This window comes from Winslowiella toletana, assembly GCF_032164335.1.
GTDB classification, from domain to species: domain Bacteria; phylum Pseudomonadota; class Gammaproteobacteria; order Enterobacterales; family Enterobacteriaceae; genus Erwinia; species Erwinia toletana_A.
The window spans coordinates 1,026,261-1,041,974 of the sequence record NZ_CP134152.1 but is presented as its reverse complement, the minus strand read 5'-3'; the positions used below and the strand labels follow the sequence as shown (position 1 = coordinate 1,041,974).

11 protein-coding genes, 3 tRNA genes and 3 rRNA genes are annotated in these 15,714 nt (G+C 49.9%); 6 read left to right on the top strand and 11 right to left on the bottom strand.

What is annotated here, in order from left to right; genetic code table 11:
* Position 1: 1 nt before the first annotated feature.
* The 11 genes from RIN69_RS04755 to gmhB form a co-directional block, all read right to left on the bottom strand.
* Positions 2 to 274 (bottom strand): hypothetical protein, encoded by a 273-nt coding sequence (locus tag RIN69_RS04755; protein WP_313855909.1) that lies wholly within the window; start codon positions 272 to 274, stop codon positions 2 to 4.
* Positions 275 to 336: 62 nt separating this feature from the next.
* A complete protein-coding gene (locus RIN69_RS04750; protein WP_313855908.1) occupies positions 337 to 1,674 on the bottom strand; it encodes a PTS sugar transporter subunit IIC in 1,338 nt (445 codons plus the stop codon).
* A 14-nt stretch (positions 1,675 to 1,688) separates the two neighbouring features.
* Positions 1,689 to 1,979, bottom strand: coding sequence for a PTS sugar transporter subunit IIB (locus RIN69_RS04745; RefSeq protein ID WP_313855907.1), 291 nt, complete (start codon positions 1,977 to 1,979; stop codon positions 1,689 to 1,691).
* 9 nt (positions 1,980 to 1,988) lie between these two features.
* Entirely contained in the window at positions 1,989 to 2,969 is a 981-nt protein-coding gene (locus RIN69_RS04740; protein WP_313855905.1) for a 6-phosphofructokinase, read from the bottom strand.
* 550 nt (positions 2,970 to 3,519) lie between these two features.
* Positions 3,520 to 3,596, bottom strand: a tRNA-Asp gene (locus RIN69_RS04735).
* A gap of 86 nt (positions 3,597 to 3,682) precedes the next feature.
* A 5S ribosomal RNA gene (gene rrf, locus RIN69_RS04730) occupies positions 3,683 to 3,798 on the bottom strand.
* Between the two features lie 112 nt (positions 3,799 to 3,910).
* Positions 3,911 to 6,819 (bottom strand): 23S ribosomal RNA (locus RIN69_RS04725).
* Between the two features lie 195 nt (positions 6,820 to 7,014).
* A tRNA-Ala gene (locus RIN69_RS04720) sits at positions 7,015 to 7,090 on the bottom strand.
* Positions 7,091 to 7,241: 151 nt separating this feature from the next.
* Positions 7,242 to 7,318: transfer RNA gene (locus RIN69_RS04715), tRNA-Ile, on the bottom strand.
* 74 nt (positions 7,319 to 7,392) lie between these two features.
* Positions 7,393 to 8,935: ribosomal RNA gene (locus tag RIN69_RS04710) — 16S ribosomal RNA — on the bottom strand.
* Together the 16S, 23S and 5S rRNA genes with 3 tRNA genes alongside form the textbook arrangement of a ribosomal RNA operon.
* Before the next feature lie 402 nt (positions 8,936 to 9,337).
* Positions 9,338 to 9,898 (bottom strand): D-glycero-beta-D-manno-heptose 1,7-bisphosphate 7-phosphatase, encoded by a 561-nt coding sequence (gene gmhB, locus RIN69_RS04705; protein WP_313855904.1) that lies wholly within the window; start codon positions 9,896 to 9,898, stop codon positions 9,338 to 9,340.
* A 191-nt stretch (positions 9,899 to 10,089) separates the two neighbouring features.
* Here gmhB and metN point away from each other — a divergent pair, with 191 nt between their 5' ends.
* The 6 genes from metN to proS all read left to right on the top strand — a co-directional run bounded on the left by metN (position 10,090) and on the right by proS (position 15,706).
* Positions 10,090 to 11,121: a methionine ABC transporter ATP-binding protein MetN gene (metN, locus tag RIN69_RS04700; RefSeq protein WP_313855903.1), complete on the top strand. Its 1,032-nt coding sequence runs from the start codon at positions 10,090 to 10,092 to the stop codon at positions 11,119 to 11,121.
* A complete protein-coding gene (locus RIN69_RS04695; RefSeq protein WP_313855902.1) occupies positions 11,114 to 11,767 on the top strand; it encodes a methionine ABC transporter permease MetI in 654 nt (217 codons plus the stop codon). Before metN ends, RIN69_RS04695 begins: the two co-directional genes overlap by 8 nt.
* A 35-nt stretch (positions 11,768 to 11,802) precedes the next feature.
* Positions 11,803 to 12,618: a MetQ/NlpA family lipoprotein gene (locus RIN69_RS04690; RefSeq protein ID WP_313855901.1), complete on the top strand. Its 816-nt coding sequence runs from the start codon at positions 11,803 to 11,805 to the stop codon at positions 12,616 to 12,618.
* A gap of 150 nt (positions 12,619 to 12,768) precedes the next feature.
* Positions 12,769 to 13,176 carry an Rcs stress response system protein RcsF gene (gene rcsF, locus RIN69_RS04685; RefSeq protein ID WP_313855899.1) on the top strand — a complete coding sequence of 136 codons (408 nt, stop codon included), beginning with the start codon at positions 12,769 to 12,771 and terminating at the stop codon, positions 13,174 to 13,176.
* Complete coding sequence (gene tsaA, locus RIN69_RS04680; RefSeq protein ID WP_313855897.1) at positions 13,173 to 13,880, top strand: tRNA (N6-threonylcarbamoyladenosine(37)-N6)-methyltransferase TrmO; 708 nt, start codon at positions 13,173 to 13,175, stop codon at positions 13,878 to 13,880. The genes rcsF and tsaA overlap by 4 nt, the downstream gene beginning before the upstream one ends.
* A gap of 107 nt (positions 13,881 to 13,987) precedes the next feature.
* Positions 13,988 to 15,706, top strand: a complete 1,719-nt coding sequence (proS, locus tag RIN69_RS04675; RefSeq protein ID WP_313855895.1) for a proline--tRNA ligase — start codon at positions 13,988 to 13,990, stop codon at positions 15,704 to 15,706.
* Positions 15,707 to 15,714 lie beyond the last annotated feature (8 nt).

The following is a 15,714-nucleotide window of genomic DNA, read 5'->3' as shown; positions in this document are numbered from 1 at the left end:
CTCATATATTTCTGCGTATGATATTCCTTAGCTCATCCATTTTGACGAACAGGTCATCAACCCGGTTACGGTATTGTTTATTAGCTGAATAGACCTTTACTGCTTGATTGTATTTCACCATTAATGTCTTCTGAATCATATTATCAGCAGGGTTATGCTGTAAGCCTGACTCAAGCTGAATTAATTCAGCTGAAATTAATTCCGCTTCATGATTGTTATCCTGCTCTGCTGCGGAATTTTCGGGATTAAACAGCTGCTTTAACTTTGCAAACATAAATTCTCCTCATATCTTTATCGAATTTTCCTGCTGGCAATATCCGTCAGTAATATGAAAAATTATTTACTTAGCTTTCGGTTAGAGAACCAGACAATCAGTATTACGAAGGCAATAAACCCGATAACGAATGGCCAGTCATTCTGGAAAGCATGACCGAGAACCAGTCCGGTTCCGATAACATCAGAATCACTAAAGGTGACGCCTTTAAAACCGAAGGTTTCCAGTAACGGAACCAGCATTGCCGGTAACAAGGTGATAAAGAGTCCATGCACCACGCCACCAATAATCGCCCCTTTACGTCCTCCCATCGCATTACCAAATACTCCGGCCGCTCCGCCAGCGAAGAAGTTAGTCAGCAGTCCGGGCAGAATCATCGCGAGACCGAACATCGGGAACACAATCATGCCGATAATCGAACCAACAGTGGTGGCAAGGAAACCAACAATTACCGCGTTAGGTGCATAAGGGAACAGCACCGGGCAATCGAGCGCAGGTTTTGCATTTGGGACCAGCCGCATCGCAATTCCTCTGAACGCCGGTACCAGCTCGTTGAGCAGTAAACGTACGCCGCTATAGAGAACAAATACTCCGGCAACAAACTGCATCGACTGCATAAATGAATACATGATGTAGTTGGTTTCGCCCGAGAATTGCGCAATATATTCCGGTCCGGCAAAAATAGCAGGAATGATATACATCGGCACCATAATGACCGCCATTGATAAATAGGTATCCTGCAAGAACTTGAAGTTATCCGGCAGTTCCAGATCTTCAGTCGAACGGGAGTTCTTACCAATGGCGCGAGCTACAGCCGCCTGAACCAGATAGCCGATGGTGCAGAAGTGCCCAAGGGCAACATCATCAGAATCGGTGATCTTGCGAACGATTGGCTGGGCAATGGCTGGCATCAATACCGCCATAATGCCCCCGAAGATGCCGCCGGTAAGAATCAGCGTTGCACCTGTCAGCCCGGCCTTATAGCCAATCACTGTGCCGATGGTCGCCATCCACAACAATGCCTGACCGGTGAGAAAGATATATTTGAACGGAGTAATACGCGCAATAATGATGTTAACAGCAAAAATCACCAGTAACGTCAGTGCGACCTCTGATCCAAGCTCACGATTTGCCACTCCGGCAATTGCCGCCACATCCGTGATGTATCCCTGCATACCAAAACCACTGGTAAAGATATCGTTCAGGAATGTTAAGGCCGCGACGATGATATTAATACCGGCCATCATGATCAAAAAACCAAGCAGAGTTTTAAAAGTCCCCTCTACCGTTTTACCGACAGATTTTTTTTGCAGGATAAGACCCAGCATAGCGATTAAAGCAATAAGTATTGAAGCCTGGCCGAGAAAGTCTTTCACGATAAAATGAATAATTGCGTCCACTTACCACCTCATTGTCAGTTTGAATTCATATAAGCGAGGATTTTTTCTTCTATTTCTTTTTTATCAGTGAGTTTATTTAATATGATTACCCTTCTTTTCTCTTCTTCACTCGCATCTGATGTCAGAATATCGGCGAACATTTTTTGGGTAAGAATAATGTCATATTTATAGGATGATGCTTCTGATACCGTGGTGTGATCGATATCAGCATCAATACATAATTTTTGTAAAACAGATTTTGCGCTCATTTCAATAGCAAAACTAGAGCCCAGACCACAACCACACACGCAGAGTACTTTAAGCATATTCACACCTCAGATAAGGTTATTTACTTTAGCCAGTTTGTAGAGATTGCTCTCTTTGTTCACTAAACGTTTGTCGGAATTTTCAAGGTCGATCGGTATTGCTTTATTATTATTATTAATAACAATAATCTTATTCGTCAGACCGCTATTAATACACCTGACCACTTCTTCTGCCAGAATAGCGCCTTGTATTATCTCTTCGCCGGTCGGCGTGCCGTTACGTAGACCATAGCCAAGAATGGTTTTTCTGATTCTGATACCAATCTTATGCTCAAGTTTGCCTATCATGGTATCGATCGCCCCCTGAAAGCCGGGAGTATACTCTTTGGTATATCCTTCAGAGCATAAGATAATCACGCTATTCTGGCTGTCGATTTTACGTTTAATCCTGTCAGCCAAAACATCAATATCCCATGGTGATTCGGGGATCAACGCTATGTCTGAATTACTTTTTAGTGCAGCCTGTAAAGTCAGTTCACCACAGTAACCGCCCAATAATTCAATCATAAATATACGCCCCGGCAAGCCACGTCCGGTATTGCGTAGTTTCTCCACTTCGCTGATAACCTGCTCACACGCAGTGGAAAATCCAATCGTATAACTATTGCCGATAATGTCATTGTCAATTGTCATGCCGACGCCGTAGCAGTTCACACCATAATTACTCAGTACTTTTAAAAACTGAAAAGATCCATCTCCTCCAGCCATAATCAAACAATCTAACTTTTTTTGACGGATATTTTTGACGATTTTTTCATAGTCAGATTTTTTACACTTATCTTCTTTACGGCCGGAGGATATTAACGGTACAGAAGAGATTGATAAATCCACCAGGTCCCGGCGTGATATCTCTTTGCAGCGGTTAGCGATCAGGCCATTAATACCGCCATCAAAAACTACAATTTCAGATTCTGTCATTCTGTTAATCTGAAATAGAAAGTTATTCATCCCACTGACATCACCACCACTTAAAACTAATCCTATTTTCATGGCAGACCTCAGATAATCACTCAGCGTTTAATGTGTGAATGATGTTAAAGATGCCATAATTAATTTTTTTGAACCTTGTCACATTTATGAAACGAATTCGCTCACTGGCAGGGATTGACAGCGTTTAAATTGATTCAATTTTGTGATTCAAATCACTTATTTTGGCGCTATATTTTGACTATTTTTCTGTAACTTATTGTTTTATAAGATAATTATTTGTGTGATCGATATCCCGTCTTTCAGGTAATCGCTGATGAATAATCTCTTACTGATTATGTGATTGCTTTCACATTAATCAGAGCACGGATATCGATTTATTTGCTGCCAGCTTAGAACTTATAATCCGGATTTTATTGTGAGTAATACGACTTGAGTGGTTTAACCACCGCGATTGCAGAAGTGGGGATAAGTTAAGATGGGGAATTTAATGGAGTGAAATAGATTTTGAACAGTCATCAAGTGGGCTAAAACCGTCTGACTTTGGCAATAATAGTTGTTTTCTGTGCATACGAAAAAGCCCTGAGCTTATGCTCAGGGCTATCGTAATAAGTGGCGGAACGGACGGGGCTCGAACCCGCGACCCCCTGCGTGACAGGCAGGTATTCTAACCAACTGAACTACCGCTCCACCGATTCTGTACTGATTCCAGACTTATCGTCTGACTTCAGGTGTTTCTCTCACTTCCGCGTCACGGGAAATGGTACTAATTTGATGCCTGGCAGTTCCCTACTCTCGCATGGGGAGACCCCACACTACCATCGGCGCTACGGCGTTTCACTTCTGAGTTCGGCATGGGGTCAGGTGGGACCACCGCGCTAAAGCCGCCAGGCAAATTCTGTTATCCACGCCGCCCTGCGGGCCACGCGAATCAATCCGTTTCGAACAAGCTGAATATTGATGGTTCTCTCACACACAACCACCAAAAACACTTCTGGCGTTGTAAGGTTAAGCCTCACGGGTCATTAGTACCGGTTAGCTCAACGCATCGCTGCGCTTACACACCCGGCCTATCAACGTCGTAGTCTTCAACGTCCCTTCAGGACCCTCAAGGAGTCAGGGAGAATTCATCTCGAGGCAAGTTTCGCGCTTAGATGCTTTCAGCGCTTATCTTTTCCGCATTTAGCTACCGGGCAATGCCATTGGCATGACAACCCGAACACCAGTGATGCGTCCACTCCGGTCCTCTCGTACTAGGAGCAGCCCCTCTCAATTCTCCAGCGCCCACGGCAGATAGGGACCGAACTGTCTCACGACGTTCTAAACCCAGCTCGCGTACCACTTTAAACGGCGAACAGCCGTACCCTTGGGACCTACTTCAGCCCCAGGATGTGATGAGCCGACATCGAGGTGCCAAACACCGCCGTCGATATGAACTCTTGGGCGGTATCAGCCTGTTATCCCCGGAGTACCTTTTATCCGTTGAGCGATGGCCCTTCCATTCAGAACCACCGGATCACTATGACCTGCTTTCGCACCTGCTCGAGCCGTCACTCTCGCAGTCAAGCCAGCTTATGCCATTGCACTAACCTCACGATGTCCGACCGTGATTAGCTGACCTTCGTGCTCCTCCGTTACTCTTTAGGAGGAGACCGCCCCAGTCAAACTACCCACCAGACACTGTCCCCACGCCGGATTACGGCGCCAGGTTAGAACATCAAACATTAAAGGGTGGTATTTCAAGGTTGGCTCCACGCAGACTGGCGTCCACGCTTCAAAGCCTCCCACCTATCCTACACATCAAGGCTCAATGTTCAGTGTCAAGCTGTAGTAAAGGTTCACGGGGTCTTTCCGTCTTGCCGCGGGTACACTGCATCTTCACAGCGAGTTCAATTTCACTGAGTCTCGGGTGGAGACAGCCTGGCCATCATTACGCCATTCGTGCAGGTCGGAACTTACCCGACAAGGAATTTCGCTACCTTAGGACCGTTATAGTTACGGCCGCCGTTTACCGGGGCTTCGATCAAGAGCTTCTCCTTGCGGATAACCCCATCAATTAACCTTCCGGCACCGGGCAGGCGTCACACCGTATACGTCCACTTTCGTGTTTGCACAGTGCTGTGTTTTTAATAAACAGTTGCAGCCAGCTGGTATCTTCGACTGGCTTCAGCTCCGGGAGCAAGTCCCTTCACCTACGCGCCAGCGTGCCTTCTCCCGAAGTTACGGCACCATTTTGCCTAGTTCCTTCACCCGAGTTCTCTCAAGCGCCTTGGTATTCTCTACCTGACCACCTGTGTCGGTTTGGGGTACGATTTCGTGTTACCTGGAGCTTAGAGGCTTTTCCTGGAAGCATGGCATCAGTTACTTCACCACCGTGGTGGCTCGTCATCACGCCTCAGCCTTAAAGCATTCCGGATTTGCCTGGAATGCAAGCCTACACGCTTAAACCGGGACAACCGTCGCCCGGATAACCTAGCCTTCTCCGTCCCCCCTTCGCAGTAACACCAAGTACAGGAATATTAACCTGTTTCCCATCGACTACGCTTTTCAGCCTCGCCTTAGGGGTCGACTCACCCTGCCCCGATTAACGTTGGACAGGAACCCTTGGTCTTCCGGCGAGCGGGCTTTTCACCCGCTTTATCGTTACTTATGTCAGCATTCGCACTTCTGATACCTCCAGCAGACCTCACAGTCCACCTTCGACGGCTTACAGAACGCTCCCCTACCCAACAACACATAGTGTCGCTGCCGCAGCTTCGGTGCATGGTTTAGCCCCGTTACATCTTCCGCGCAGGCCGACTCGACCAGTGAGCTATTACGCTTTCTTTAAATGATGGCTGCTTCTAAGCCAACATCCTGGCTGTCTGTGCCTTCCCACATCGTTTCCCACTTAACCATGACTTTGGGACCTTAGCTGGCGGTCTGGGTTGTTTCCCTCTTCACGACGGACGTTAGCACCCGCCGTGTGTCTCCCGTGATAACATTCTCCGGTATTCGCAGTTTGCATCGGGTTGGTAAGCCGGGATGGCCCCCTAGCCGAAACAGTGCTCTACCCCCGGAGATGAGTTCACGAGGCGCTACCTAAATAGCTTTCGGGGAGAACCAGCTATCTCCCGGTTTGATTGGCCTTTCACCCCCAGCCACAAGTCATCCGCTAATTTTTCAACATTAGTCGGTTCGGTCCTCCAGTTAGTGTTACCCAACCTTCAACCTGCCCATGGCTAGATCACCGGGTTTCGGGTCTATACCCTGCAACTTAACGCCCAGTTAAGACTCGGTTTCCCTGCGGCTCCCCTATACGGTTAACCTTGCTACAGAATATAAGTCGCTGACCCATTATACAAAAGGTACGCAGTCACCCTGATAAATCAAGGCTCCCACTGCTTGTACGTACACGGTTTCAGGTTCTGTTTCACTCCCCTCGCCGGGGTTCTTTTCGCCTTTCCCTCACGGTACTGGTTCACTATCGGTCAGTCAGGAGTATTTAGCCTTGGAGGATGGTCCCCCCATATTCAGACAGGATGTCACGTGTCCCGCCCTACTCATCGAACTCACAACAAGTGCAGCTTCGTGTACGGGGCTATCACCCTGTATCGCGCCACTTTCCAGAGGCTTCCACTGCTGCACAAACTGATTCAGGTTCTGGGCTGTTCCCCGTTCGCTCGCCGCTACTGGGGGAATCTCGGTTGATTTCTTTTCCTCTGGGTACTTAGATGTTTCAGTTCCCCAGGTTCGCCTCATTAAGCTATGTATTCACTTAATGATAATGCAACGAATTGCATTGGGTTTCCCCATTCGGGTATCGACGGTTGTAGCGCCTCATATCGGCTTACCGTCGCTTATCGCAGATTAGCACGCCCTTCATCGCCTCTGACTGCCAGGGCATCCACCGTGTACGCTTAGTCGCTTAACCTCACAACCCACAAGTGTTTCCACTGCGGCTGTAAGCATTTGAGAGACTCGAACACATCGCGATTCATTTCTTATTACGGAGAAATGAGACGACGCGTCGTTTCAATTTTCAGCTTGTTCCGGATTGTTAAAGAGCATAATACTTCGCAGCACACCGTTGCCGGTTTGCTCTGAAGTATTTTTTGAGTAAACAGTATGGTGGAGCTAAGCGGGATCGAACCGCTGACCTCCTGCGTGCAAGGCAGGCGCTCTCCCAGCTGAGCTATAGCCCCATACAGTTACTGCAGAGACCATCTACTACCACTCACCAGGAGTCACACTCGTTAAAAACACGAATGCTAATTTGTGCTCAGGCAAGGCGTGAGGTTGCGACGCATAGTTCACTATGCGAGCCAGCCGAACAACGCAGCATGAGTACAAATTTGGTAGGCCTGAGTGGACTTGAACCACCGACCTCACCCTTATCAGGGGTGCGCTCTAACCACCTGAGCTACAAGCCTGTAGAGGTTTTTTCTGCTCGTTACTTTTTCATCAGACAATCTGTGTGGGCACTACGCGGGTATCTTCACATAGGTAAGGAGGTGATCCAACCGCAGGTTCCCCTACGGTTACCTTGTTACGACTTCACCCCAGTCATGAATCACAAAGTGGTAAGCGCCCTCCCGAAGGTTAAGCTACCTACTTCTTTTGCAACCCACTCCCATGGTGTGACGGGCGGTGTGTACAAGGCCCGGGAACGTATTCACCGTAGCATTCTGATCTACGATTACTAGCGATTCCGACTTCACGGAGTCGAGTTGCAGACTCCGATCCGGACTACGACGCACTTTATGAGGTCCGCTTGCTCTCGCGAGGTCGCTTCTCTTTGTATGCGCCATTGTAGCACGTGTGTAGCCCTGGCCGTAAGGGCCATGATGACTTGACGTCATCCCCACCTTCCTCCGGTTTATCACCGGCAGTCTCCTTTGAGTTCCCGACATTACTCGCTGGCAACAAAGGATAAGGGTTGCGCTCGTTGCGGGACTTAACCCAACATTTCACAACACGAGCTGACGACAGCCATGCAGCACCTGTCTCACGGTTCCCGAAGGCACTAAGGCATCTCTGCCGAATTCCGTGGATGTCAAGGCCAGGTAAGGTTCTTCGCGTTGCATCGAATTAAACCACATGCTCCACCGCTTGTGCGGGCCCCCGTCAATTCATTTGAGTTTTAACCTTGCGGCCGTACTCCCCAGGCGGTCGACTTAACGCGTTAGCTCCGGAAGCCACGCCTCAAGGGCACAACCTCCAAGTCGACATCGTTTACGGCGTGGACTACCAGGGTATCTAATCCTGTTTGCTCCCCACGCTTTCGCACCTGAGCGTCAGTCTTCGTCCAGGGGGCCGCCTTCGCCACCGGTATTCCTCCAGATCTCTACGCATTTCACCGCTACACCTGGAATTCTACCCCCCTCTACGAGACTCAAGCTTGCCAGTTTCAAATGCAGTTCCCAGGTTGAGCCCGGGGATTTCACATCTGACTTAACAAACCGCCTGCGTGCGCTTTACGCCCAGTAATTCCGATTAACGCTTGCACCCTCCGTATTACCGCGGCTGCTGGCACGGAGTTAGCCGGTGCTTCTTCTGCGGGTAACGTCAATGACGAAGGTTATTAACCCTCACCCCTTCCTCCCCGCTGAAAGTACTTTACAACCCGAAGGCCTTCTTCATACACGCGGCATGGCTGCATCAGGCTTGCGCCCATTGTGCAATATTCCCCACTGCTGCCTCCCGTAGGAGTCTGGACCGTGTCTCAGTTCCAGTGTGGCTGGTCATCCTCTCAGACCAGCTAGGGATCGTCGCCTAGGTGAGCCGTTACCCCACCTACTAGCTAATCCCATCTGGGTTCATCCGATGGTGTGAGGCCCGAAGGTCCCCCACTTTGGTCTTGCGACGTTATGCGGTATTAGCTACCGTTTCCAGTAGTTATCCCCCTCCATCGGGCAGATCCCCAGACATTACTCACCCGTCCGCCACTCGTCACCCGGGGAGCAAGCTCCCCTGTGCTACCGTTCGACTTGCATGTGTTAGGCCTGCCGCCAGCGTTCAATCTGAGCCATGATCAAACTCTTCAATTAAAAAGCTTGATGCTCAAAGAATTAAAACTGTTATTCGTAATGAATATAGTAGTCACTCTTGAGACTTGATATTTCAAATTTTTTCCATCCGAGGATGGTTTGCGATATCAACCCTGCGAGTGCCCACACAGATTGTCTGATAAATTGTTAAAGAGCAGTGCAATCAGCGATTTGGCTTGCTGTTGCGAGGTGGCGTATATTACGCTTTCCTCCTTCAGAGTCAACCTCTTTTTCAGAAGTTTTTCTCCGGCGATTCAGAACTTCCTGAACCTCTCAACACCGTGGCTGGTAAGCCGTTGTTCCGTGTCGATGGAGGCGCATTATAGAGACGCCGCCGGGGATAGCAAGCACAAATCTCAACTTTTTTACTGGTTGCCGCAACTTCGTACGAAATGCTGTTTTTTAACCCTGTTTAATGCGTTCAGGCAGCTCTGCAAGGCTATTAATCACCCAATCCGCCTCTGCTTCACCTTCAGCGGTGACGGGCTTTCCGCTACGAACCAGTACCTTTTTACCTACTCCGGCCGCTTTACCTGCCAGTAAGTCATCAATTTTATCACCTACTATATAAGAAGACGCCAAATCGATATTGAGCTCTTGCTGTGCTGAGAGCAGCATACCCGGTTGCGGTTTACGGCAATCGCAACTTTGACGATACGTTTCTTCTATAGCTTCCGGATGATGAGGGCAGAAATAGATGCCATCGAGATCAACTTCACGGTCGGCCAGTGACCAGTCCATCCACTCGGTCAGTTGCATAAACTGATCTTCGCTAAACTTACCGCGAGCGATACCCGACTGGTTAGTGACCAGTACCAGAGCGAAGCCCATTTTTTTCAGTTCACGCATGGCGTCGATTACGCCATCAATAAACTGGAAATCATCGATTTCATGGACATAGCCGTGATCGACATTTATGGTGCCGTCACGATCGAGGAAAATTGCGGGTACAAGCTCTGCCACGTAGAAACTCCTGCTACTAAATTTGCTGCACAGTATCGCATGATTGCAATAAAAGAGAGAATCTCAGTTTGAATGACTTCGATTGATTTAGACGTCTGGATGCCTTAACATCCGATCAAATTTCGCGGTTGCGATGATTGACACCAGACAAGTACCACGGACAACTTTTCACCACGATAATAAATAGATCAATGATAAAACTTTCAAATATCACAAAAGTGTTCCAGCAGGGTTCACGCACCATTACAGCGCTGTCTGACGTCAGCCTGCACGTTCCTGCCGGACAAATATATGGCGTTATCGGCGCATCAGGTGCCGGTAAAAGTACACTCATCCGCTGCGTTAACCTCCTCGAACGTCCTACTTCCGGTAGCGTTCTGGTAGACGGCCAGGAGCTGACTCAGTTATCAGAAAGCCAGTTGACTCAGGCGCGCCGCCAGATTGGCATGATTTTTCAGCATTTTAACCTGCTGAACTCTCGTACCGTGGCTGGTAATATCGCCCTGCCGCTGGAGCTGGGTAATCTGTCGCGCGAGCAGATCAAAAAACGGGTCACTGAATTACTGGAGCTGGTTGGCCTTTCAGAGAAAAGAGATGTCTGGCCTGCCAATCTGTCCGGTGGTCAGAAACAGCGTGTGGCAATTGCCCGTGCGCTGGCCAGTAATCCTAAAGTACTGCTATGCGATGAAGCCACCAGCGCGCTTGATCCGGCCACAACCCGTTCGATTCTGGAACTGCTGAAAGACATTAACCGTCGTCTTGGCATCACTATTCTGCTGATCACCCATGAAATGGATGTGGTAAAGCGCATCTGCGATCAGGTTGCAGTGATCAGCAATGGCGAGTTAATAGAAAAAGACAGCGTCAGTGAAGTGTTCTCTCATCCGAAAACCCCTCTGGCACAGCAGTTTATTCAGTCGACACTGCATCTTGATATTCCTCAGGATTATCTTGATCGCCTGACGCCTGAAGCCAAAACTGATAGCGTACCTTTATTACGCCTCGAGTTTACCGGTAAATCGGTTGATGCGCCTTTGCTCTCAGAAGCCGCTCGCCGTTTTAACGTTAATAACAATATTATCAGCGCGCAGATGGACTACGCCGGGGGCGTCAAGTTCGGCATTATGCTGGCTGAAATGGACGGTAACGACGCGGACACCCAGGCCGCCATCGCGTTCCTGAAAGAACATCACGTGAAAGTTGAGGTATTAGGTTATGTCTGAGGCAATGATGTGGTTACTGGGCCGGGGCATTTGGGAAACCCTGATGATGACCTTTGTCTCCGGCTTTTTCGGTTTTGTGATTGGCCTGCCGTTCGGCGTACTGCTGTATGTGACTCGCCCGGGCCAGATCATGGAGAATGGCAAGCTGTACCGCGTGCTTTCTGCGCTGGTTAACATCTTCCGTTCAATTCCTTTTATTATCCTGCTGGTATGGATGATTCCCTTTACCCGCATGGTGGTTGGCACCTCTATCGGCCTGCAGGCGGCCATCGTGCCACTGACCGTGGGCGCAGCGCCATTTATCGCCCGTATGGTGGAGAATGCCCTGCTGGAACTGCCAACCGGCCTGATCGAAGCCTCACGTGCAATGGGCGCTACGCCGTTACAGATTATCCGTAAAGTGCTGCTGCCTGAAGCGCTGCCGGGTCTGGTTAATGCTGCCACCATCACGCTGATTACCCTGGTTGGTTACTCGGCAATGGGCGGTGCAGTCGGTGCCGGCGGTCTTGGCCAGATTGGTTATCAGTACGGTTATATCGGATACAACGCAACAGTAATGAATACGGTATTAGTATTGTTGGTGATTTTGGTGTATTTGATTCAGTTCTGTGGTGATCGCATTGTTCGCGCCGTCACCCATAAATAAACAAGCAACATTAATTTCATTTTGAAGGAAAGGATATGTCTTTTAAATTTAAAACTCTTGCCGCTGTGGGTGCGCTGATCGGTTCACTGGCGTTGGTTGGATGCGGTCAGGAAGAGAAAGATCCTAACCATATTAAAGTGGGTGTGATTGTTGGTGCAGAGCAGCAGGTTGCTGAAATTGCCCAAAAAGTCGCTAAAGAGAAGTATGGCCTTGACGTTGAGCTGGTGACCTTCAACGACTATGTACTGCCAAACGAAGCGTTGAGCAAAGGGGATATTGACCTTAACGCTTTCCAGCACAAACCTTATCTCGATCAGCAGATTAAAGATCGCGGTTACAAGCTGGTGCCGGTAGGTAATAGCTTTGTTTATCCTATTGCTGGTTATTCCAAGAAAATTAAATCTCTGGATGAGCTGAAAGACGGTGCGCAGGTCGCGATTCCTAACGATCCGACTAACCTTGGTCGTACCCTGCTGTTACTGCAGCAACAGGGCCTGATCAAACTGAAAGACGGTGTTGGTCTGCTGCCAACCGTACTGGACGTGACTGAGAACCCGAAAAAACTGAAGTTGGTTGAGCTGGAAGCTCCTCAGCTGCCTCGTTCTCTGGACGATCAGCAGATTGCGCTGGCGGTCATCAACACCACTTATGCCAGCCAGATTGGCCTGACCCCCGCTAAAGACGGCATCTTCGTAGAAGATAAAGATTCTCCTTACGTTAACCTGCTGGTTGCACGCGAAGATAATAAAGACGCGGAAAACGTGAAGAAATTTGTCCAGGCGTATCAGTCGGACGAAGTCTATGAAGCCGCTAACAAAATCTTTAACGGTGGCGCAGTTAAAGGCTGGTAATTCTACCGCCTGATTGCTCCCTGACAGAGGGCGACGGCAACGTCGCCCTTTTTTTTACTGGTAATACCTGCCTCATCCCGCTTGATTGCTTGTCATTTCAACCATAGCTTGCTTCAATAACGCCTCTTTCAAAAACATGAGGATGGTCCCATGCGTGTTCTACCGCTCTGTTTGTTAGCGCTGTCGCTGACAGGGTGTTCAATGCTGCACAAATCTCCAGAACCGGTTAGCGGCTCAACCACGCAATCGACGCAGTCTGAACCGGTGCGCGCCAAACCCGCTCCTCGTCCAGCGCCAGTAAAACTGTATACCAATGCTGAGGACCTGGTCAGCAAGCCGTTCCGTGATTTAGGCGAAGTATCCGGCGATGACTGCCAAAGCAGTAATCAGGACTCGCCTGCCAATATCAATACGGCGCGTAAAAGAATGCAGATTCGTGCGTCGGGTATGAAAGCCAACGCGGTTCTGCTGCACAAGTGTGAAATTGTCACCGGTGCGCCAGGCTGTTATCGTCAGGCGATTTGTCAGGGTTCAGCGCTGAAAGTTTCCGATCAATGAGCCAATTTTCCTTCGAGCAAATCGGTGTAATCCGCTCCCCCTGGAAGGAAAAATTTGCGGTTCCCCGCCAGCCCGGCCTGATTCAGGACGGCGGCGGCGAACTGCATTTGCTGGCGCCTTATAATCAAGCGGAAGCGGTGCGCGGTCTCGAAGCCTTCAGCCATTTGTGGTTACTGTTTATTTTTCACCAGACGATGGAAGGTGGTTGGCGTCCGACCGTGAGACCTCCACGGCTTGGCGGCAATGCCCGAATGGGAGTATTTGCCACCCGCTCAACTTTTCGTCCAAATCCGATTGGCATGTCGCTGGTCGAACTGCTTGATATCCGCTGTGATAAAAACAGCGTGATTCTCAAGCTTGGCAGCCTCGACCTGGTCGATGGCACGCCTGTTGTCGATATTAAGCCCTATTTACCCTTTGCCGAGGCGCTGCCCGATGCGCGCGCAGGTTTTGCCCAGCACGCGCCGCCTGCCGATATGCCGGTAAGTTTTTCGCCTGCGGCGCAGGCACAAATCGCGCAACAACAGCAGCATTATCCTCAACTTGAGCGCTTTATTACTCAGGTGCTGGCACAGGATCCGCGACCAGCTTACCGTAAAGGTGAAGAGCCCGATCGTGAATATGCCGCCTGGCTGCTGGCATTTAATGTGCGCTGGCGCATCACCGCGTTGGGAACTGAGGTCATTGCCGTCGATCCACGCTAATTTATTGCCCTCTCTCTTTTGAGGATTCAGACACGCTGGTACACTAGCCACCAGCGTTTCAGGCAGTTTTTTTCGATAGTTTTCCGTTTAATTGGAACCGTAACAACATGCGTACTACTCAATACCTGCTCTCCACTCAGAAAGAGACCCCTGCCGATGCGGAAGTGATCAGCCACCAGCTGATGCTGCGCGCCGGGATGATCCGCAAGCTGGCATCCGGTTTATATACCTGGTTGCCCACCGGTTTGCGCGTACTGAAAAAAGTCGAAAACATCGTGCGCGACGAAATGAATAACGCCGGTGCCATTGAGATCTCTATGCCGGTGGTGCAACCCGCCGACTTATGGCAGGAGAGCGGTCGTTGGGAGCAGTATGGTCCTGAGCTGCTGCGTTTTGTCGATCGTGGCGAACGCCCTTTTGTGCTCGGTCCTACTCACGAAGAGGTGGTGACTGACCTGATTCGTAACGAGCTTAGCTCTTATAAGCAGCTACCGTTGAATCTGTTCCAGATCCAGACCAAATTCCGTGACGAAGTGCGTCCACGTTTCGGCGTAATGCGCTCACGTGAGTTTGTGATGAAAGATGCCTACTCTTTCCACACCTCGCAGGAATCTCTTCAGGAAACCTATGAAGTGATGTATCGCGCCTACAGCCAGAGCTTCAGCCGTATGGGTCTCGATTTCCGCGCGGTGCAGGCGGATACCGGTTCGATTGGTGGTAGCGCGTCTCACGAATTCCAGGTACTGGCACAGAGCGGCGAAGACGATATCGTGTTTTCTACCGAGTCAGAGTTCGCGGCCAATATCGAACTGGCTGAAGCGGTTGCGCCACAGGGCGAGCGTCCGGCAGCGGGCGAAGCGCTGCGCGAGATCGACACACCTGATGCTAAAACCATCGCCGCGCTGGTTGAGCAGTTTAATCTGCCAATTGAAAAAACCGTGAAAACCCTGCTGGTAAAAGCAACCAAAGAGAGCGGTCACACGCTGGTTGCGCTGCTGGTACGTGGCGATCATGAGCTGAACGAAATCAAAGCAGAGAAGATTGATATCGTTGCCGCACCTTTAACATTTGCCAGCGAAGAAGAAATTCGTGCCGCTGTCGGTGCCGGTCCTGGCTCACTCGGTCCGGTCGGTCTGAAATTACCGGTCATTGCTGACCGTACCGTGGCGAAAATGAGTGATTTCAGCGCCGGCGCCAACGTTGACGGCAAGCATTTTGTCGGCATCAACTGGCTGCGCGATCTGCCAGAAGCGCAGGTTGCAGATATCCGTAACGTGGTAGAAGGTGATGCCAGCCCGGATGGTAAAGGTACTCTGTTGATCAAACGCGGTATCGAAGTTGGTCATATCTTCCAGCTGGGCACCAAGTACTCTGAAGCGATGAAAGCCTCAGTACAGGGTGAAGACGGACGTAACCAGATTCTGACCATGGGTTGTTACGGAATCGGTATCACCCGTATCGTGGCGGCAGCCATTGAGCAGAACCATGATGAGCGCGGCATTATCTGGCCAGCGGCGCTGGCACCGTTCCAGGTGGCAATTCTGCCAATGAACATGCACAAATCTTTCCGCGTAAAAGAAGTGGCGGAAGAGCTGTACAACACGCTGCGTGGCAAAGGCATCGAGGTGATTCTGGACGACCGTAAAGAGCGTCCGGGCGTGATGTTTGCCGATATGGAACTGATTGGCGTGCCGCACACCATCGTGATTGGCGATCGTAACCTCGACAGCGAAGAGATTGAGTACAAAGCGCGTCGTGAAGGTGAGAAACGCATGATCAAAACCAGCGAGATCGTTGATTTCCTCGTGGCTGAGCTGGCGAAGTAATCTTCCCC